The organism is Psychromarinibacter halotolerans (assembly GCF_029168315.1).
Lineage (GTDB): Bacteria > Pseudomonadota > Alphaproteobacteria > Rhodobacterales > Rhodobacteraceae > Psychromarinibacter > Psychromarinibacter halotolerans.
Map to the genome: position 1 here is coordinate 673,229 of NZ_JARGYD010000002.1, position 17,523 is coordinate 690,751.

Genomic DNA, 17,523 nt, shown 5'->3' on the forward strand with positions numbered 1-17,523 from the left:
GAACGGGTTGGAAAGGTCAGCGGCGCCGCAGCGCGTCTTCCAGTGCCTGAAGAAAGCGGGACCGGTCGGCCTTTCTGAATCCCTTGCCGGATCCCTGACGGAACGGGTCCGCGGCGCGCAGGTCGGTCATCAGGTCGCGCATGGCCAGCGCGTTGCCGATGTTGGTCGCGGTCAGCTGTTCGCCATTGGGCTTCAACACCATCGCCCCAGCCGCGACGCAGCGGGCGGCCAACGGGATATCCGACGTCACCACGATGTCGCCAGCGGTGGCGCGGTCGGCGATCCACATGTCGGCGACGTCGGGGCCTTCGGGGACGAATACCGTCTCTATCAAGGGGTTTTGAGACGGGCGAAGCCCGCCATTCGCCACCTGGACGACGGGTTCGCGGTGGCGGGTCGCCACCTTCTCGATCTCCTGCTTTACCGGGCAGGCATCCGCGTCGACATAAATCATCAGTGGGGTCCGTGGCGGACGATCAGGTCCGCGTCCATGAAACAGCCAAAGCCAAGGTCGGCGGCTTTCAGGGCCAGCGCCTCGGTCTCGATATGCAGCTGATAGGGGGTTTCGGGGAAATCCGCACCGCCGGCGATCACGTCGCGGCGGATCAGCAGGAAGGTGCCGCCGACGCAGGACAGCGGCTGGATCCCGCAGCCGGGCGCGGGCGAGTAGCGAAAGAAGCCGGTGGGCGGCTGGTACAGCCCGTCGCGCAGGAAACGCCGGACCGACCGGTCGCTGGGCGCGCGGGTGTAGCGGAACGAGTTGCGGTCGAACACCGTGTCGTCGCCGTGCCGCAGACAGTTCGCCGCAAGGATCGGCGCATTCCAGTCCAGCGCGCGGCGCAGGGCGTCGGGCGGGATCACCGCCATGTCGGCGTCGATGCACAGGACGAAGGCGGCGGGCGTGTCCATCGCTGCGGCCAGCAGGCGGTTGCGGCAGGCGGCGATGGCGGCGCGACGGGCGCGTTGCACACTCTTTTCTGTACGTGTCGCGCGGGCATGGCTGGCGCCGATATCGTGCTTGATGAACTGGGTCGAGGCATAGCCCCGCGCGGCAGCCAGCATGGCGCGGGCGGCGGCCTCGGTCCCGTCGGTCGAGTCGCTTTCCAGCACGATCCAGTGCAGCCGGTCCTTCGGATACTCCAGCGCATCGACGAGCGCGGCATAGGCGGGCAGGCTGGCCTCGGCATCCTTGCAGGGGGTGACGATGGCGACCTGCGGGTGGTCGGTTACCGCCCGCCGTTCCGGCAGGGGAAAGGCGGGCAGCGGGTGCTTGAACAGCGTGTGGCGCGGATGCCGTTCGCGCGCGTCGGCAAAGCGGGCCCAGGCGGCGTGGATGTCCGCCCGGATCCCCATTCAGCCCAGCAGTTCTTCGGCGTGGAACGCGACGTGGTCGGCCATGAAGGTCGATACGAAGAAATAGCTGTGGTCATAGCCCGGTTGCATCCGGAACACCGCCTGCTGCCGCTTGGTTGCAATGGCGGAGGCCAGCGCTTCGGGTTTCAGCAGGTCAAGGAACTGGTCCTTGGTGCCGGTGTCGATCAGCATCGGACCGTCAAAACCGGTTTCGGCCATCAGCAGGCTGGCGTCATGCGCCGCCCACTGGCCGCTGTCTTCGCCAAGATACGCCGTCAGCTGCTTCTGGCCCCAGTCGCTTTGCGTCGGGTTGCAGATTGGCGAGAAGGCGGACACCGAGCGGAACCGGCCCTTCAGCCGCATCGCCATCGTCAGCGCGCCGTGGCCGCCCATCGAGTGGCCGGTGATGCCCTGACGGTCGGGGTCCAGCGGGAATTCCCCGAACAGAAGCTGCGGCAGTTCGTCGGTGATGTAGTCCCACATGCGGAAATGCGGGTCCCACGGCGCCTGCGTGGCGTTCACGTAGAACCCCGCGCCCTGACCAAGGTCGTATGCGTCGTCATCCGCCACGCCTTCGCCGCGCGGCGAGGTGTCGGGGAACACCAGCGCGATGCCGGCCTCGGCGGCCCACGCCTGCGCGCCCGCTTTGGTCATCGCGTTCTCGTGGGTGCAGGTCAGGCCCGACAGATACCACAACACCGGAACGTCGCCGTCCTTCGCCTGCGGCGGCAGGAACAGCCCGAAGGTCATGTCGCAGGAGGTGCTGGTGGCAGTGTGGGTATAGACACCCTGCACGCCTCCGAAGCAGGCGTTTTCAGATTTCGTTTCCATAGGACTCTCCGCTTGGCTGCTGCCTTTTTGGTTGCGGTCTGGCTACTGGAAGGCGGTGAATTGGGCAAGCCACGCAAGGACAAGCGAAACGGTGACGATGGACGCGGCGGTCGAGATCAGGATCGTCGCCGACACGCGGTGCGGCGCGACCCCGTAATACTGCGCGACCATGTAGATATTGCCCGCCGTCGGCAGCGCGGCCGAGGCGATCATGACGGCGGCGGCATAGGGCTCGACCGGCCAGATCACGATGGCGGCCAGCGCCACGAAGGCCGGGTGGATCACCAGTTTGCCAAAGGACAACCACGCGGCGACCGAAAGGCGTTCGGCCGACTTGCTGGCCAGCGAGGCGCCAATGGCGAACAGAGCGCCGGGCGTCGCGGCGTTGCCCAACAGCGTCAGGAATTCATTCGCCGGGGTCGGTATCGAGATTTCCAGCGCCGAGACGCTGAAGCCCGCGAAGATCGACACCAGCATCGGGTTGCTGACAAGCCCAACGGCCACCGTCCGGAACACGCGGGGCGACAACCGTTCCCGGCTGCCGGTGATCAGGATCACGATCAGGGATCCGAACACGCCAAGGTCCACAGCCAGCATCATCATGATGTAGCCGACCGCCGCGTCTCCCATCAGCAGCGCCAGCATCGGGATGCCAAGAAAGCCGATGTTGCCGATCGCGGCGCACTGCGCCTCGACTGCCGCTTCCGCGACAGGCACCTTGCGCCACATCGCCACCGCGGTGAACACCGCATAGGCGGCCCCGGTCGCGGCAAGGTAGACCAGCATGAACCGCCCGTCGAAAACCTCGCCGAAGCTGAGGTTGGCGGAGAAGCGGAACAGCATCGCGGACAGGGCGAAAAAGAAGACGAACCGGGTCAGCGCGTTCGCCGCGGCCTCGGAAAAGAACTTCGAAGCCGCTGCGGCGTATCCGACGCCGATCAGCAGGAAGAAGGGTAACGTCTTCAGGAAAATCTCGACCATGAACCCGCATTAGCAGCTTGTCCGTTCGGCCGGAATGGGGCTGGACCGTTTTTGCGAACCCAGCCCTTCGCCGCCTAGCCGCTGCCGATCAGCACCCCTGCCGCGAAGACCAGCGCGCCGCCCAGCACCACCTGAAACGCCGCGCGCAGAAACGGTGTCTGCATGTACCGTTTCTGAATCCATGCGATGGCCCACAATTCGACGAAGACGACGATGGTGGCGACGATGGTGGCGGTCCAGAAATGCGGAATCAGGTAGGGCAACGCGTGGCCCAGACCGCCCAGCGTGGTCATCACACCGGCGGCGATCCCGCGCTTCAGCGGCGAGCCTCGGCCCGACAGTTCGCCGTCGTCGGACGCCGCTTCGGTGAAGCCCATCGAGATGCCCGCGCCAACAGAGGCGGCAAGACCGACAAGGAATGTCGTCCACGTATCCTGTGTTGCGAAGGCCGTCGCGAAGATCGGCGCAAGGGTCGAGACCGACCCGTCCATCAACCCGGCCAGCCCCGGCTGCACCCAAGTCAGCACGAATTGCCGGTGCGAGGCGCGGCTTTCCTCGTCGCGGGTGTCGCCGTCCAGATGCTCGGCGACGAGTTCGTCGGCGCGTTTCTCGTGCTGCGCCTCGGCGGCGGCAAGATCGCCAAGCAGGCTGCGTGTCTCGGCGTCCTGCACGCGGGCGGCTGCGGTGCGATAGAACTGTTCGGCCTGCCGTTCCATCGCCTCGGCCTCGTCACGGATGCGTTCGATCGGCAGGTTTTCGACCAGCCAGACGGGCCGCCGGGCGTAATAGCCCGCGACATGCTCGCGCCGGATCAGCGGGATCACGTCGCCGAAGCGCGTGCGATGCAGGTCGATCAGCCTACGGCGGTGGCCATCTTCCTCGTCCGCCATGCCGTCGAACACGGCGGCGCTTGCCGGGAACTCGGCCCGCAGCCGTTCGGCGTACTGGCGGTAGATGCGCGCGTCGTCCTCTTCCGACGAAATCGCAAGCGCAAGGATCTCTTGCTCGGACAGATCGCGGAACCGGCGGCGACCAAAGGCTGGAAACATGACTGCACCCATGAATTAGAATGATTCTAAGGTAGGCACTTCCGCGCCATATGCAAGAGGCAGCAGGCCGCCGTTCCCCGCGGTCGTTGTTGCCCGAACTGAACCGTCCGGTTTATGTTCGGGAAAGCCACTGTACGGGGAAGACATGACCGCCGGGACGGGTGCCATCAAGCAGGGACGCAAGTTCGACCAAGTGGTCGAGGGCGCCCGCGAAATCTTCCTGAGCGCAGGCTTCGAAGGGGCGAGCGTCGACGACATCGCGCGCGCCGCACAAGTGTCGAAGGCGACGCTGTACAGCTACTTTCCCGACAAGCGGCGCCTGTTCATGGAAGTGGCGCAGCGCGAATGCCAGCGACAGGCCGAGGCCGCGATCGCGCGCATCCAGATGGCGGGACCGGCCAGCGACGTTCTGTACGAAGCGGCCACCGAGATGACCGGCTTTTTCCTGTCCGAGTTCGGGCGCCAGACTTACCGCATCGCCGTGTCCGAGGCCGAACGCTTCCCTGAGCTGGGACGCGCGTTCTTCGCCTCGGGTCCGACGCAGGCGCGCAATGCGCTGGTCAGTTATCTTGGCGACCGCATCGACGCTGGCGAGCTTGAGATCGACGACGTCGCCTTCGCAGCCGAGCAGTTCATCGAACTGTGCAAGGCCGGGCTGCACATCGAATGGGTGATGGGTATCCGCGAAGAGTTCACCCAAGACGAGGTCAGCCGGGTGATCCGCGGCGCGGTCGAGATGTTTCTGGCCCGTTACGGTCGCCGCTAGTCGAGCCGCCGCACCTGAAGCTGGTTGCCGGTCTTCCGGGTCTCGAAGCGTTTCAGCCCCTCGACAAGGTCCGACAGCTTGCGCTTGCCATAGGTCCGGGTGTCGAAGTCCGGGTTGTCGGCGGTGATGTACTGGCCGATCTGCCCCAGCGCATACCATTCGTCGTCCTGCTGGATCTTGTCCATGGCGCGCAGGATCAGCGGGATCGCCTGTGTCGGCTGCTGCTTGCCCGGGGCGGGCGGCGCGCCCTTCTCGGGCTCCGGCTCGTCCATGATGTTCTCGATCAGCACGAAGCGGTTGCAGACGTTGCGCAGGCTTTCAGGGGCCTTGCCCTCGCCGATGCCGATCACGTCCAGACCCTGTTCGCGAATCCGGTTTGCCAGCGCGGTAAAGTCACTGTCCGACGACACCAGAACGAACCCGTCGAACCGTCCCGTGTGCAGGATGTCCATCGCGTCGATCACCAGACCGATGTCGCTGGCGTTCTTGCCCACGGTGTTGGCGGTTTCCTGATGCGCGACCATGCCCAGCGTGCGAACTTCCTTGGCCCAAGCCGACAGGCGGCCCGACGACCAGTCGCCATACACCCGGCGCAGCGCGGGTTCGCCGAAGGTGGTGATTTCCTTCAGGATCGGCGCAGCGAACTTCGCGGGGATGTTGTCGGCGTCGATCAGGACGGCATAGAGCGGGCGGTCGCGGTCGGCCATTTGGGCCTCCTTTTGGGTCTGCACCATCGGCGGACCCATGACACAGCACCGGCCCGATGGGAAGGGCGGCGCGGTCGGTGGGAAAGGTGCGCGACGCGGCGCGCCGCACACCTTCGGTGGGATGTCGGGATTACAGTGCCTCGAGCACCGCTTCACCGGACGAGATCTGGCATTCGCCCGGGTTCGGCTCGGCGCCGACGTGGGTGATCTTGCCGTTCTCGACGACGCAGACATACCGCTTGGACCGGCCGTACAGCCCGGCGGGGGGGGCGGTGAAATCCTGCCCCAGCGCCTTTGTCACCTCGCCGCCGGCGTCGGCCAGCATGGAGATCTCGGCATCGTCGGCGCCCAGCTGGGTGCCCCACGCCGACAGGGTGAACGGGTCGTTCACCGACAGGCAGATCACCTCGTCCACGCCCTTGCCGCGAATGTCGTCGGCGGTGCGCACGAAGCTTGGCATGTGCGCGGTCGAGCACACGCCGGTAAACGCACCGGGCAGCGCGAAGATCACCACCTTGCGGCCTTCAAGCTTCTCTCCCAGTTCGACTGGGGTCGGTCGCCCGTCTGCGTCCAATGTCAGGACCGTTCCGCCCGGAAACGTGTCGCCCACTTCGAGTGCCATTCTCGGCATCCTTCCCTGATTGCCATTCGTCTGGCCGAAGATATAGGAATGTGCCGGCAAGCGACAGTTCCGGGAGAAGATGGATGGACGATATCGTTGTGATCGGGGCCGGGCAGGCCGGTGCGTCGCTGGTGGCGAAGCTGCGCAAGCTGGGGTTCGAGGGTAAGATCACCCTGATCGGCGAGGAACCCGCGCTTCCTTACGAACGCCCGCCGCTGTCGAAGGCCTATCTGATGGGCGATGTGGGGCAGGAACGGTTGTACCTGCGGCCTGCCAGTTTCTATCAGGAAAACAACATCGAAGTGATCACCGGCCAGCCTGTCGACATGATCGACCGGGGCGGCAAGGAAGTGATCCTTGGCGACCGTCGCATTCCCTATGACAAGCTGGCCCTGACCACCGGATCGATCCCGCGCAAGCTGCCCGCCGCGATTGGCGGCGACCTACCGGGCGTGTTCACCGTCCGCACCCTTGCCGACGTCGACGCGATGGAACCGCTGTTCCGCGAAGGCAAACGCGCGCTGGTCGTGGGCGGTGGGTACATCGGGCTCGAGGCGGCCGCCGTTGCCCGCAAGTCGGGCATGGAGGTCACCGTGGTCGAGATGGCCGACCGCATCCTGCAGCGCGTCGCCTCGCCCGAGACGTCGGACTATTTCCGTGCGCTGCACACCGAGAAGGGCGTCGACATCCGCGAAGGCACCGGCCTGCAGAAGCTGGTCGGCGGCGATCACGTCACTGGCGCAGTTCTCAGCCATGGCGAGGAACTGCCGGTGGACGTGGTGATCGTGGGGATCGGCATCGCACCGGCCATCGCGCTGGCCGAAGCCTGCGAACTGGTGATCGAGAACGGCATCCGCACCGACGCGCAGGGCCGCACCTCGGACGAGGATATCTGGTCCGCCGGCGATTGCGCGTCGTTCCCCTACAAGGGCGGGCGCATCCGGCTGGAATCGGTGCAGAACGCCATCGACCAGGCGGAATGCGTGGCCGAAAACATGCTGGGCGCGGGCAAGGAATACGTGCCCTATCCGTGGTTCTGGTCCGACCAGTACGATTGCAAGCTGCAGATCGCGGGCCTGTCGACCGGGTACGACCGGATCGTCACGCGCGGTTCGGGCTGGGCGACGTCGTTCTGGTACTTCAAGGGCGACCAGTTCCTTGCCGTTGACTCGATGAACGACGCGCGCAGCTACATGGTGGGCAAGCGCCTGCTGGAGATGGGCAAGAACCCCGACCCCGAGGCGATCGCCAACCCCGAAACCGAGCTGAAGACTCTGTTGAAGGCCTGACATGCGGATCATCGCGGGGACCATGCGCGGCCTGCGTCTGGCCTCTGTCGGCAAGGGGGACGCGGGCGCGCACTTGCGTCCCACCACCGACCGCGTCCGCGAATCCTTGTTCAACGTGCTGTCGGGCGGGCATTTCGGTGACCCGATCGAGGACGCCGTCGTGCTGGACCTGTTCGCCGGAACCGGCGCGCTTGGGCTGGAAGCCCTGTCGCGCGGCGCGGCGCATGTCACCTTTGTCGACGATGGCGGCAAGGCTCGGTCGCTGATCCGCGAAAACATCGGGCTGACCCGAAGCTCTGACCGCACCACCCAGATCAAGCGCGACGCGACACGCCTTGGTCCGGTCGCGGGCGACGCGGCGACGCTGGTGTTTCTTGACCCGCCCTATGGCAAGGATCTTGGCGCACGGGCGCTGGCCGCCGCTGTGGCAGGCGGCTGGATCGCGCCCGGCGCCCTGATAGTCTGGGAGGAAAGCGCGCCACAGGCGGCGCCGGAGGGTTTCGACCTGCTCGACACCCGGCGGTACGGTGATACACACGTGACGTTTCTGGAACGGTCGAAAGACTGACGCTTTCATTCAATTCCCAACCGACAGGCATCTCATGCGCCCTTCCCTGGTAATCTTCGACTGCGACGGTGTTCTGGTGGACAGCGAGCCGATCACCAACCGCCTGCTGCGCGAGGATCTCGCCGCCCGGGGGCTCGACCTGACGCTGGAGCGCATCGAAGAGATCTTCGTCGGCGGCACGATGGCGACCGTGTTCGAGAACGCGCGCGCGCTGGGGGCCGACCTGCCCGATGACTGGGTCGATTGGTTCTATGAACAGATGTACGCCGAACTCGCCAAGGGCACGCCGCTGATCGAGGGCATCGAAGAGGTGTTGGACCAACTGGACGCGGCGGGGATTCCTTATGCCGTCGGATCGAACGGGTCGCTTCGCAAGATGTCGATCACGCTGGGCAGCCACCCGGCGCTTCATGCGCGGCTGAAGGATGCGCTGTACTCGGCCCATGCGCTGGGCGTGGCCAAGCCCGATCCCGAGTTGTACCTGAAACCCGCCCGCGACGCCGGTATCGCGCCCGAAGCCTGTGCCGTCGTCGACGACAGCGCCACGGGATGCACCGCGGGGGTGCGCGCCGGGATGCGGACGATGGGCTTCGCTGAACACAACGACGGGGCGCGGCTGAAGGCGGTGGGGGCAGAGCCGTTTCACCGGATGGCCGATCTTCCCGGGCTGCTGGGACTGTGACCGGGCAGGCCGAGCATTTCTGCCCGGCCTGTGGCGCCCCGCAGCGCGCGTTTCTTCGTTATCCTTGGCATGTCTGCAACGACTGCCGTGAGCGTGTCACAGACGGGGCTGGGCGCGCGCTGGGTTTCGGCAATACCGCCATGTCGGGCGGCTTTGCGTGGTGGCGGGTCGGAGAAGACGCGCGGACGGAATGCCGGGGTGCGGTCTGTCTTTTGCTGGGTCGCCCGGTGCTGGTGCACGAGGCACGGTTCGGCGGTGTCGTGGTCGAGCCCGCGCACAGTGAAGAGCATTGGCCCGACGGCTATTGGAACCTGACCCGCGCAGACCCGATGCCGCCCCGAAAGCGATAGCTGCGGTGTCGTCAGGGCAGGTCCGCAAAGACCTCTTTCAGCCAGTCAAGGAACACCGCCAGCCGCCGGGACACCTGCCTGTCCTGCGGGTGCAGCACGTTCAGCGGCATTGGCGCTGGGGGCACGTCGGGCAGCACCTCGACAAGGTCGCCCTGCGCCAGTTCCTGCGCAAAGCGATAGCGCGGTGCCTGAATCAGGCCGAAGCCCATGCGCGCCAGATCGGCGGTGGTGTCGGCGCTGTCCGACGACACCGCGACGGGCAGGGTACGGGTCTGGACCCGGCCGTTCTGGACGAACTCCAGCGGCATCACCTTGCCGGTGCGCGACGACACGAACCCGACCATCCGGTGCCCGTCCAGCGCGTCGATGCTTTTCGGCATTCCGTGGGTTTGAATATAGGCGGGGCTGGCGCAAGTGATCTCTGGCAGTTCGCCAAGGCGCCGCATCATCAGGCTGCTGTCCTCGGGCTCGCCCGCGCGCAGGGCGCAGTCGACGCCTTCGCGCACCAGATCGACCAGCCGCTCGCCTTGACCGAACTGGACCGTGATCCGCGGATGGCGGGTCAGGAAGGCGGGCAGGCGCGGGACGATGAACGTGCGTGTCAGCAGGCCCGGCGCGTCGATCCGAAGATGGCCGGACGGACTGTCCGCGCTGAACGCGCTGTGGGCGGCCTCGATCTCGGACAGGATGGCACGGACACGGGCGTGATATTCCTCGCCGTCCGGTGTGGGGCTGACGTGGCGGGTGGTCCGGGCCAGCAGGCGGACGCCCAGTTCCTGTTCCAGTGCCTTGATCGCCTGCGTGGCGGTGGACCGCGCCATCCCAAGCTCGGCCGCGGCTTTGACGAAGCTTCCGCCTTCGACGATCCGGGCAAAGAGTTGCATCCTGTCGATCCGGTCCATCGAAGATTATTAGCTGACCGCGAATTGTCATGTCAAATCGCGTGCGATTGTTTGCCGGTCGACGCCGTTTACATCGGCTGCATCATGCCAAGAAGGATGCAGACAATGACCACTACCCGCACAGCAATCGTGACAGGCGCCTCTCGGGGGATCGGCGCGGAGATCGCCCGTACCCTTGCCGCAGACGGATGGGCCGTCGCGGTGAACTTTGCCCGGAACGCCACGGCCGCCGAGGCGGTTGTGTCAGACATCAACGCCGCTGGCGGACGCGCCGTTGCGGTGCAAGCGGACTTGTCACAAGCGGCCGGTGCGACGGCGTTGTTCGATGACGCCGAGGCGGCGCTGGGACCGGCGGGCGCGCTTGTGAACAACGCGGGTGTTATGTCTCTGAATCGCATTTTAGAGACAGATGACGCGTCGCTGGACGCGCATATCGCCACCAACCTTGCTGGGCCGTTCCGGCTGATGCGGGAAGCGGCGCGGCGGATGCCGGACGGAGGCCGGATCGTGAACCTGTCGTCCAGCGTCGTCGGCCTGTACCAGCCCGGCTATGCCGCCTATGCCGCAACCAAGGCGGGGATCGAGGCTGTGACGAAGATCCTGTCGAAGGAAATTGGGGCCGCGTGGCATCACCGTGAATGCCGTGGCGCCCGGCCCGGTTGCCACCGACCTGTTCATGGACGGCAAAAGCGAAGAGACCGTGGACCGGATCCGCAGCATGATCCCGCTTGGCCGACTGGGAGAACCGGCAGACATCGCAAGGGTGGTCCGGTTTTTGATCAGCGAAGACGGTGGGTGGATCAACGGCCAGACGCTGCGCGCCAATGGCGGCGTTGTCTGACCGTGCGGGGCATGGCCGGCGCTGAAACGCGGCGGGCCTTGGCTATTGCTGGTAGGTCGGGTGGAACAGGCCACCCGGCGACAGCGTGAAGATCTCGACCCCGTCCGCCGTGACGCCCACCGAATGTTCGAACTGCGCCGACAGGCTTTTGTCGCGTGTCACCGCCGTCCAGTCATCGCCCAGCACCTTGGTCTCGGGGCGGCCAAGGTTCACCATCGGTTCGATGGTGAAGAACATGCCTTCCTCCAGCACCGGGCCGGTGCCGGGGCGGCCATAGTGCAGGACGTTCGGCGGCGCGTGGAAAACGCGGCCAAGGCCGTGGCCGCAGAAATCGCGGACCACCGACATGCGGTTCGATTCCACGTAGGTCTGGATGGCGTGGCCGATGTCGCCGAAGGTGTTGCCGGGCTTCACCGCTTCGATGCCGATCATCAGCGAGTCGTGCGTGACCTCGATCAGGCGTTCCGCCTTCCGGGGCAGCTTGCCCGCGACGTACATGCGGCTGGTGTCGCCGTACCAGCCGTCAACGATCACGGTGACGTCGATGTTCAGGATGTCGCCATCCTTCAGCTTCTTGTCGCTGGGAATCCCGTGGCAGACGACGTGGTTCACGCTGATGCAGCTGGCGTGCTCGTACCCTTTGTAGCCGATCGTGGCCGAGGTCGACTCGTACACGCCGACCAGACGCGTGATCTCTGCGTCGATCTCGGCGGTGGTGCGTCCGACTTCGATCATCGGGGCGATGTCGTCCAGAATCTGCGCCGCGACCTTGCCGGCCGCGTGCATTCCGGCGAAGTCACCGGGTTCGTAAATGCGGATGCCGTCCTTGGTCATCCTGCCGCGGCTGTTGTCGTCCACGCCGTGCCTCATTCCTTGATACTGTCCCGCTACATAATCCAGCCGGGCCCGCAAAACCAGAGGCGGGCCGCGTTTGCGTGTCCGGCGACCCGTGCTAGGCATGGTCTATTGTTCATCTGCATTCCGGAATCCGTTCATGATCAAAGCCGTTTCAGCCTGTCTTGCCGCCCTGCTTCTGGCCGCGCCCGCCGTTGCCGATCCCTGCCTTGAAGAGATTGCCGCACTGTTCGACGACGGCGGTGCGATGGACCCGTTCGCCCGCCCGCCGCTGCACCAGTTCACGCAGGAATACGACACCGACGGCAATCCGACCCGCCTGAACGAGGCGCTGTTCGACGGGCCGCTGAAGACGATCGCCGGGGTCGCGGCAGAGAACCACTTTACGATGGCGATCGACCGGGACCTGTGGAACGGCCCGTCGCTGGACGGTCCGTGGACCGGCGTCGATTACCAGTTCCCCGAAGGCCGCGAAGAGCAGATGCGCGCGGCGTTGGCGCAGAACCGGGCCAACCTGACCGACACCGCCTGCCACGGCACGGAAGACGGCCTGCTGCACTACACCTGGCGGACGCAGACCGACAAGGACGCGACCGGCATGTTCTATGGCGGGCTTACCGATGCGTGGGTCGACCCGGACACCGGGTTGATGATGCGGATGGAGATGACCGAGTTCGTGAACTCGTGGACCGAGGGCACGGACATGGCGCGGCACGAAGTCCGGTTCGAATACGACCCGTCGATTTCGGTCACGGCACCAGAGTAGACACCGGCAGTTCCGGCCCCAGCGTGACGCCCTTTGGGGTGATGCCGCAGGCATGGGCGAGGATGCCGACACCCGCCGTTTCGGCATCGCGCAGGGCCTGCCCATAGGCCGGGTCGATGTCGTGGGCGATGCGGACCTCTTGCGCATCGGTCCGTTGGACAAGGAACAGCACGTAGGCGCGGTGCCCCTCGGCCACCATCGCCGCCAGTTCCGCCATGTGCCGCGCGCCGCGCGTGGTCTTTGCGTCGGGAAACTCTGCGACGCCGGGCTGGCGCAGCAGGGTCACCGACTTCACCTCGACATAGGCGTCGGGCAGCCCGTTGGCGGACAACAGGAAATCGACGCGGCTTTTCTCGCCGTACTTCACTTCGGGGCGCACCTGATCATAGGCGGCAAGCCCCGGCACCGCGCGGGCGATCAGCGCGTCCTTCAGCATCCGGTTCGGCACTGCAGTGTCTATTCCGGTGAAATCGCCGGTTTCGTGCTCCACCAGACGCCAGCCGTACTTCAGCTTCTTCTTCGGGTCGTCGTTCGGCTCTAGCCAGATCCGCATCCCGGGGTCCGCCAGCCCCATCATACTTCCGGGGTTGGGGCAGTGCGCGGTCACCTCTGTTTCGTCCTCCAGCCGCACGTCGGCGAGGAACCGTTTGTAGCGGCGGATCAGGCGGGCGGGGACGAGAGGGGTGGCGAACTGCATGGGAACCGACTTACACGGTAAAACGAATTCCGCCACACGAATCCGAGAGAACCCGCCATGCCCAATCCCACCGCCGCCATGCTTGTCATCGGGGACGAGATCCTGTCGGGCCGCACCCGCGACGCGAACTCGAACCACCTTGCGATCCAGCTGACCGAAGCCGGGATCGACCTGCGCGAGGTCCGGTTCGTGTCGGACGATCACGCGGCCATCGTCGCCGCGGTACAGGCGCTGTCCAAGGCCTATGACACGGTGTTCACTTCGGGCGGAATCGGGCCGACGCATGACGACATCACCGCCGACGCGATCGCGGATGCTTTCGGGGCATCCATCGACGTGCGGGACGACGCGCGGGCGATCCTGCAGGCGCATTACGACCGCAGCGGGACCGAGATGAACGAGGCCCGCCTGCGGATGGCGCGGATTCCCGACGGCGCGACACTGATCGATAACCCCGTGTCCGCCGCGCCGGGGTTCACGCTGGGCAACGTGCATGTGATGGCGGGTGTGCCGACGATCTTTAACGCGATGGTAGAGACCATTCTGCCGACCCTGACCGGCGGCGCACCAGTGGTGTCGCGCAGTGTGCGGGTGGACCGGGGCGAAGGCGACGTCGCTGCCGAACTGTCCGCGCTGGCCAAGGCCAACCCCGAGTTGTCGTTCGGATCCTATCCGTTCAGCCGCGATGGCAAGTACGGCACCAATCTTGTCGTGCGCGGGCAGGATGCCGACGCCGTCGAGGCGGCGGCGGCCCAATTGGTGGCGGCGTTCGGCGGCACCGCGCTGTGACGCTTCCGTCCGGCGCCGATCTGTACCCCGTCGTCGAGGCGACGTGGTCCCCGGTGCGGGCGTTCCGCGTCGGGCCGTGGATGATCCGCGACGGGCAGGGCGGCGGCAGCCGGGTGTCCGCCGCGACGGCCGTCGATGCGGTCTCGCTTGCGGATCTCGCGGTGGCCGAGGCGGCGATGGAAGACCTTGGCCAGCAGTCCCTGTTCATGATCCGCGACTGCGATGATGCGCTGGACGAGATGCTGGAGGCGCAGGGCTATGCGGTGAAGGACCCGGTGGCGCTGTACGCGGTCGACGTGGCTCGGCTGACAGACGAACCGCTGCCCCCGGTGTCGGCCATGCCGGCGTGGCCGCCGCTGGCGATCATGGCCGAAATCTGGAAATCCGGCGGGATCGGACCGGAGCGGCTGGCGGTTATGGAACGTGTGAATTGCCCAAAAACCGGGCTTTTGGGCCGAATCCAGGATCAACCGGCGGCCTCTGCCTTTGTTGCCTGTGACGGGAAAGTCGCGATGATCCACGCGCTAGAGGTGGTTCCGGCGCTTCGGCGACTGGGCGTCGCGCGCAACATGATGAGGGCTGCCGCGATCTGGGCACAAAATCATGGTGCGACCACACTTGCACTAGCGGTAACCCGCTCAAATGTCTCGGCAAATGCTCTGTATTCTTCACTCGGCATGACGGTTGTCGGATACTACCACTACCGAATAAAATAAGCCCGGGACACGGGTTACGGAGCAGAAGTGGCACAGTCCGACGAGCAAATTCATGCGCTTGACCTTCCTATGGTCGATCCGCTTCCCGACGCGACGCGAAAGTATTTCGACGTCTGTCAGGACAAGCTTGGCATGGTGCCGAATGTCCTGAAGGCCTACGCCTTCGACATCGACAAGCTCAACGCGTTTACCGCGATGTACAACGACCTGATGCTTGGCGACAGCGGCCTGTCCAAGCTGGAACGCGAGATGATCGCGGTAGTCGTCAGCTCGATCAACAAGTGCTGGTATTGCCTTGTCGTCCACGGTGCCGAGGTTCGTCGTGTATCTGGCGATCCGGTGCTGGGCGAGCGGATGGCGTTCAACTGGCGCACGGCGAAGCTGGACGACCGGCAACGTGCGATGCTGCTGTTCGCGGAAAAGCTGACGACGGAAAGCCACAAGACCGAAGACTCTGACCGGCAGACCCTGCGCGACGTGGGATTCACGGATCGGGACATCTTCGACATCGCCAGTGTCGCCGCCTTCTACAACATGACGAACCGCGTCGCCTCGGGTATCGGGATGGTCCCGAACGAAGATTATCACGGGTCGTTCCGGTGACGTGGACCGCCGCCATATCCGCGCTGGCGATCAGCGCCGCAGGCCCCGCGCTTGCCGAAACGCTTCGGTTCCCGGGCGAGGCCGAGCTTCAGGCGCGGCGGACCGCGGCAGAGGACAGCCTGTTCCTGCCGAACGGTCCCTATGCCGCGGGCGATATCGACGGCATCACCGCCGAGGGTGCGCTGGAACAGACGGCATGGGTGGTGGGCGACGGTTCGCTGACCACGATGCAGATCCTCGCGTCGCTGCGCGACCAGCTGATCGACGCGGGTTTTTCCCCGATCTACGAATGCGACACCCGCGACTGCGGCGGTTTCGATTTCCGGTACGAGATCGACCTGCTGCCAGAGCCGGATATGCACGTGAACCTTGGCGATTTCCGCTATCTCGCGGCCGAGGGCCCCGAGGGGGACGGCTATGTCAGCGTTGTCGTTAGCCGCAGCAGCAACACCGGTTTCGTCCAGATCACCCGTATCGGGCCGCCGGACCGCACGCCGGGCTTCACCGCATCCACCAAGACCCCGGCACCGACCTCGCCGGTCGTGTCCGACACGTCGGGGCCGCTGGTGGAGCAGTTGGAAACCAACGGTCATGCGACCCTGCTGGATCTGGCGTTCCGCCCCGGCTCGACGGAGTTAGGCGCGGGTGAGTTCGCATCGCTTGACAGCCTTGCCGCCTATCTCAAGGCCAACCCGGAACGCCGGGTCACGCTGGTTGGGCACACGGATGCGGAAGGGTCGCTGCAGGTGAACATCAACGTCTCGCGCCGCCGCGCGACCGCAGTGATGGAACACCTTGTGTCGGTCTACGGCGTCGATGCCGCCCAGTTGGCTGCCGATGGCGTGGGCTTTCTTGCGCCGCGCTCCAGCAACCTGACGCCCGAGGGGCGCACGCAAAACAGAAGGGTCGAAGTCGTAATGACCTCGACCCAGTAAGAAGTGTGCACCTGAAGGGTTGTTATTGGTTTACCAGTTTTCCGGTCCCTTGTCCGCAAAATGATGGACAAGGAAATCAATGAACGCGCGCACTTTGGGCTGCGTGAAGCGGCCCGGCGGGTACACCGCGTAGATGCCCTGCGTTTCCACCGGAAGTTCCGGAATGGCCTCTTCCACCAGGCCCTGACGCAGCGCGTCGGCATAGAGGAAGCTGGGCAGATAGGCGATGCCAAGCCCCGAGATGGCCGCGTTCAGCAGCGACTGCCCGTCGTTCACCGACAGCCACCCGGCGGTCCGGACCTGACGTTTCTCGCCCGACGGCGCGGTCAGGCGCCAGACGTTGCCCGAGGACTGGCTGGAATAGTGCAGCAGCTTGTGTTCGTTCAGGTCGTCGATCTTCATCGGACGCCCGTATTTCTGGAAATACGACGGCGCGCCGATCATGCGTTTCGTCGTCTCGGTCAGCTTGCGGGCGCGCAGCGTGCTGTCTTCCAGCTCGCCGATGCGCACGGCCATGTCGAAGCCTTCCGAGATCAGTTCCACGAAACGGTTGTTGAGAACCATGTTCACCGTCACGTCCGGGAAGTCCGACAGGAACTCTCCCAGCACCGGCGACAGGTGATTCACGCCGAAATCGGTGGCGACGCTGATCCGAAGCAGGCCGGACGGGGCCGACTGCATCGACGTCACCAGCGCGTCCGCTTCTCCGGCGTCGTTCAGCACCCGGCGGGCGCGGTCGTAATAGGCAAGGCCGATCTCGGTCGGGCTGACGCGTCGGGTCGTCCGGTTCAGAAGCCGCGCCCCAAGGCGCGCCTCCAGGGACGAAACGTGTTTCGACACTGCAGACTTAGAGATCCCCATCTTCTTGGCGGCATCTGTGAACCCACCCTGGTCCACGACCGTCGCGAAGGCCTCCATTTCCGTCAATCTGTCCATAAACTCACTCGTGTTTTCCCATCGGGCCCCTCTGACATCGGTTATCCGGGTCAATTCAGGCGAGATTAGGAACCGGGCCGGACAATATCTTGGTGATGCCGCGGATCGTCCGAGGCGGGGAAACACATTCACCAACCGCGCGAAACGGCCTGTATGGTTAAGCGTGGATTGATGAACAAGGGATTACGTTTATTGCAGAATTTAGCACACAGCGTTTCCTGTGGCGAAAATTGGGCAGGATGCAGGGGGCCGTCAAACTAAAGCCCAATTAACACGGCATATAGT

At 65.3% G+C, this 17,523-nt stretch carries 22 protein-coding genes; 11 read left to right on the forward strand and 11 right to left on the reverse strand.

Translation table 11 applies throughout. From position 1 onward, the window contains the following. Window positions 1–16 precede the first annotated feature (16 nt). The 5 genes from P1K30_RS08180 to mbfA all read right to left on the reverse strand — a co-directional run bounded on the left by P1K30_RS08180 (window position 17) and on the right by mbfA (window position 4,214). Window positions 17–454, reverse strand: a complete 438-nt coding sequence (locus P1K30_RS08180) for a YaiI/YqxD family protein (RefSeq protein WP_275632203.1) — start codon at window positions 452–454, stop codon at window positions 17–19. Then, on the reverse strand, window positions 454–1,353 hold the full coding sequence (locus P1K30_RS08185) for a glycosyltransferase family 2 protein (RefSeq protein ID WP_275632204.1): 900 nt from the start codon (window positions 1,351–1,353) through the stop codon (window positions 454–456). Before P1K30_RS08185 ends, P1K30_RS08180 begins: the two co-directional genes overlap by 1 nt. Continuing rightward, the gene (fghA, locus tag P1K30_RS08190) at window positions 1,354–2,184 is read right to left on the reverse strand and encodes an S-formylglutathione hydrolase (protein WP_275632205.1); all 831 of its coding nucleotides are present in this window, start codon (window positions 2,182–2,184) and stop codon (window positions 1,354–1,356) included. Window positions 2,185–2,226: 42 nt separating this feature from the next. Continuing rightward, window positions 2,227–3,165 (reverse strand): AEC family transporter, encoded by a 939-nt coding sequence (locus P1K30_RS08195; RefSeq protein ID WP_275632206.1) that lies wholly within the window; start codon window positions 3,163–3,165, stop codon window positions 2,227–2,229. A 74-nt stretch (window positions 3,166–3,239) separates the two neighbouring features. Next, a complete protein-coding gene (gene mbfA, locus P1K30_RS08200) occupies window positions 3,240–4,214 on the reverse strand; it encodes an iron exporter MbfA (protein WP_275632292.1) in 975 nt (324 codons plus the stop codon). Between the two features lie 145 nt (window positions 4,215–4,359). Between mbfA and P1K30_RS08205 the strand changes: the two genes are divergently transcribed. Beyond that, a complete protein-coding gene (locus tag P1K30_RS08205; RefSeq protein ID WP_275632207.1) occupies window positions 4,360–4,980 on the forward strand; it encodes a TetR/AcrR family transcriptional regulator in 621 nt (206 codons plus the stop codon). Here P1K30_RS08205 and P1K30_RS08210 read toward each other — a convergent pair. Beyond that, the gene (locus tag P1K30_RS08210; protein WP_275632208.1) at window positions 4,977–5,687 is read right to left on the reverse strand and encodes an NYN domain-containing protein; all 711 of its coding nucleotides are present in this window, start codon (window positions 5,685–5,687) and stop codon (window positions 4,977–4,979) included. The two genes, P1K30_RS08205 and P1K30_RS08210, sit on opposite strands and share 4 nt — an antisense overlap. 130 nt (window positions 5,688–5,817) lie before the next feature. Further along, on the reverse strand, window positions 5,818–6,309 hold the full coding sequence (locus P1K30_RS08215; RefSeq protein WP_275632209.1) for a peroxiredoxin: 492 nt from the start codon (window positions 6,307–6,309) through the stop codon (window positions 5,818–5,820). 83 nt (window positions 6,310–6,392) lie between these two features. Between P1K30_RS08215 and P1K30_RS08220 the strand changes: the two genes are divergently transcribed. The 4 genes from P1K30_RS08220 to P1K30_RS08235 all read left to right on the forward strand — a co-directional run bounded on the left by P1K30_RS08220 (window position 6,393) and on the right by P1K30_RS08235 (window position 9,198). Further along, window positions 6,393–7,598, forward strand: a complete 1,206-nt coding sequence (locus P1K30_RS08220; protein ID WP_275632210.1) for an NAD(P)/FAD-dependent oxidoreductase — start codon at window positions 6,393–6,395, stop codon at window positions 7,596–7,598. Window position 7,599: 1 nt separating this feature from the next. Next, a complete protein-coding gene (gene rsmD / locus P1K30_RS08225) occupies window positions 7,600–8,166 on the forward strand; it encodes a 16S rRNA (guanine(966)-N(2))-methyltransferase RsmD (protein ID WP_275632211.1) in 567 nt (188 codons plus the stop codon). 34 nt (window positions 8,167–8,200) lie between these two features. Beyond that, on the forward strand, window positions 8,201–8,848 hold the full coding sequence (locus tag P1K30_RS08230; RefSeq protein ID WP_275632212.1) for an HAD family hydrolase: 648 nt from the start codon (window positions 8,201–8,203) through the stop codon (window positions 8,846–8,848). A gap of 140 nt (window positions 8,849–8,988) precedes the next feature. Further along, window positions 8,989–9,198: a hypothetical protein gene (locus tag P1K30_RS08235; RefSeq protein ID WP_275632213.1), complete on the forward strand. Its 210-nt coding sequence runs from the start codon at window positions 8,989–8,991 to the stop codon at window positions 9,196–9,198. Between the two features lie 11 nt (window positions 9,199–9,209). Here P1K30_RS08235 and P1K30_RS08240 read toward each other — a convergent pair whose 3' ends face one another. Beyond that, on the reverse strand, window positions 9,210–10,100 hold the full coding sequence (locus P1K30_RS08240) for a LysR family transcriptional regulator (protein WP_275632214.1): 891 nt from the start codon (window positions 10,098–10,100) through the stop codon (window positions 9,210–9,212). Between the two features lie 105 nt (window positions 10,101–10,205). Between P1K30_RS08240 and P1K30_RS24040 the strand changes: the two genes are divergently transcribed. After that, entirely contained in the window at window positions 10,206–11,030 is an 825-nt protein-coding gene (locus P1K30_RS24040; RefSeq protein WP_449314315.1) for an SDR family NAD(P)-dependent oxidoreductase, read from the forward strand. Here the strand turns inward: P1K30_RS24040 and map are convergent. Then, window positions 10,984–11,775 (reverse strand): type I methionyl aminopeptidase, encoded by a 792-nt coding sequence (gene map, locus P1K30_RS08255; RefSeq protein WP_379561993.1) that lies wholly within the window; start codon window positions 11,773–11,775, stop codon window positions 10,984–10,986. The two genes, P1K30_RS24040 and map, sit on opposite strands and share 47 nt — an antisense overlap. 160 nt (window positions 11,776–11,935) lie before the next feature. On the opposite strand from map, the gene P1K30_RS08260 reads away from it, so the two are divergent. Then, window positions 11,936–12,562, forward strand: coding sequence for a hypothetical protein (locus P1K30_RS08260; RefSeq protein ID WP_275632216.1), 627 nt, complete (start codon window positions 11,936–11,938; stop codon window positions 12,560–12,562). Here P1K30_RS08260 and sfsA read toward each other — a convergent pair. Further along, window positions 12,546–13,259: a DNA/RNA nuclease SfsA gene (gene sfsA, locus P1K30_RS08265; RefSeq protein ID WP_275632217.1), complete on the reverse strand. Its 714-nt coding sequence runs from the start codon at window positions 13,257–13,259 to the stop codon at window positions 12,546–12,548. The two genes, P1K30_RS08260 and sfsA, sit on opposite strands and share 17 nt — an antisense overlap. A 57-nt stretch (window positions 13,260–13,316) precedes the next feature. Between sfsA and P1K30_RS08270 the strand changes: the two genes are divergently transcribed. From P1K30_RS08270 to P1K30_RS08285, 4 genes are all read left to right on the forward strand, one after another. Then, entirely contained in the window at window positions 13,317–14,048 is a 732-nt protein-coding gene (locus P1K30_RS08270) for a competence/damage-inducible protein A (protein ID WP_275632218.1), read from the forward strand. After that, complete coding sequence (locus P1K30_RS08275; RefSeq protein WP_275632219.1) at window positions 14,045–14,764, forward strand: GNAT family N-acetyltransferase; 720 nt, start codon at window positions 14,045–14,047, stop codon at window positions 14,762–14,764. Before P1K30_RS08270 ends, P1K30_RS08275 begins: the two co-directional genes overlap by 4 nt. Before the next feature lie 69 nt (window positions 14,765–14,833). After that, window positions 14,834–15,367 (forward strand): peroxidase-related enzyme, encoded by a 534-nt coding sequence (locus P1K30_RS08280; RefSeq protein WP_275632220.1) that lies wholly within the window; start codon window positions 14,834–14,836, stop codon window positions 15,365–15,367. Continuing rightward, the gene (locus P1K30_RS08285; RefSeq protein WP_275632221.1) at window positions 15,364–16,302 is read left to right on the forward strand and encodes an OmpA family protein; all 939 of its coding nucleotides are present in this window, start codon (window positions 15,364–15,366) and stop codon (window positions 16,300–16,302) included. The genes P1K30_RS08280 and P1K30_RS08285 overlap by 4 nt, the downstream gene beginning before the upstream one ends. A gap of 30 nt (window positions 16,303–16,332) precedes the next feature. On the opposite strand, the gene P1K30_RS08290 is transcribed toward P1K30_RS08285, so the two are convergent. After that, the gene (locus P1K30_RS08290; RefSeq protein ID WP_275632222.1) at window positions 16,333–17,238 is read right to left on the reverse strand and encodes a LysR family transcriptional regulator; all 906 of its coding nucleotides are present in this window, start codon (window positions 17,236–17,238) and stop codon (window positions 16,333–16,335) included. Window positions 17,239–17,523 lie beyond the last annotated feature (285 nt).

Bases quoted from the DNA above. Each gene is read 5' to 3' on its own strand.
- P1K30_RS08270 (WP_275632218.1), top strand. From the start codon at position 13,317: ATGCCCAATCCCACCGCCGCCATGCTTGTCATCGGGGACGAGATCCTG.
- fghA (WP_275632205.1), bottom strand. From the start codon at position 2,184: ATGGAAACGAAATCTGAAAACGCCTGCTTCGGAGGCGTGCAGGGTGTC.
- P1K30_RS08185 (WP_275632204.1), bottom strand. From the start codon at position 1,353: ATGGGGATCCGGGCGGACATCCACGCCGCCTGGGCCCGCTTTGCCGAC.
- P1K30_RS08280 (WP_275632220.1), top strand. From the start codon at position 14,834: ATGGTCGATCCGCTTCCCGACGCGACGCGAAAGTATTTCGACGTCTGT.
- P1K30_RS08235 (WP_275632213.1), top strand. From the start codon at position 8,989: ATGTCGGGCGGCTTTGCGTGGTGGCGGGTCGGAGAAGACGCGCGGACG.
- P1K30_RS08195 (WP_275632206.1), bottom strand. From the start codon at position 3,165: ATGGTCGAGATTTTCCTGAAGACGTTACCCTTCTTCCTGCTGATCGGC.
- P1K30_RS08290 (WP_275632222.1), bottom strand. From the start codon at position 17,238: ATGGACAGATTGACGGAAATGGAGGCCTTCGCGACGGTCGTGGACCAG.
- P1K30_RS08215 (WP_275632209.1), bottom strand. From the start codon at position 6,309: ATGGCACTCGAAGTGGGCGACACGTTTCCGGGCGGAACGGTCCTGACA.
- P1K30_RS24040 (WP_449314315.1), top strand. From the start codon at position 10,206: ATGACCACTACCCGCACAGCAATCGTGACAGGCGCCTCTCGGGGGATC.
- P1K30_RS08220 (WP_275632210.1), top strand. From the start codon at position 6,393: ATGGACGATATCGTTGTGATCGGGGCCGGGCAGGCCGGTGCGTCGCTG.
- map (WP_379561993.1), bottom strand. From the start codon at position 11,775: ATGACCAAGGACGGCATCCGCATTTACGAACCCGGTGACTTCGCCGGA.
- P1K30_RS08210 (WP_275632208.1), bottom strand. From the start codon at position 5,687: ATGGCCGACCGCGACCGCCCGCTCTATGCCGTCCTGATCGACGCCGAC.
- sfsA (WP_275632217.1), bottom strand. From the start codon at position 13,259: ATGCAGTTCGCCACCCCTCTCGTCCCCGCCCGCCTGATCCGCCGCTAC.
- mbfA (WP_275632292.1), bottom strand. From the start codon at position 4,214: ATGTTTCCAGCCTTTGGTCGCCGCCGGTTCCGCGATCTGTCCGAGCAA.
- rsmD (WP_275632211.1), top strand. From the start codon at position 7,600: ATGCGGATCATCGCGGGGACCATGCGCGGCCTGCGTCTGGCCTCTGTC.
- P1K30_RS08205 (WP_275632207.1), top strand. From the start codon at position 4,360: ATGACCGCCGGGACGGGTGCCATCAAGCAGGGACGCAAGTTCGACCAA.
- P1K30_RS08240 (WP_275632214.1), bottom strand. From the start codon at position 10,100: ATGGACCGGATCGACAGGATGCAACTCTTTGCCCGGATCGTCGAAGGC.
- P1K30_RS08180 (WP_275632203.1), bottom strand. From the start codon at position 454: ATGATTTATGTCGACGCGGATGCCTGCCCGGTAAAGCAGGAGATCGAG.
- P1K30_RS08230 (WP_275632212.1), top strand. From the start codon at position 8,201: ATGCGCCCTTCCCTGGTAATCTTCGACTGCGACGGTGTTCTGGTGGAC.
- P1K30_RS08260 (WP_275632216.1), top strand. From the start codon at position 11,936: ATGATCAAAGCCGTTTCAGCCTGTCTTGCCGCCCTGCTTCTGGCCGCG.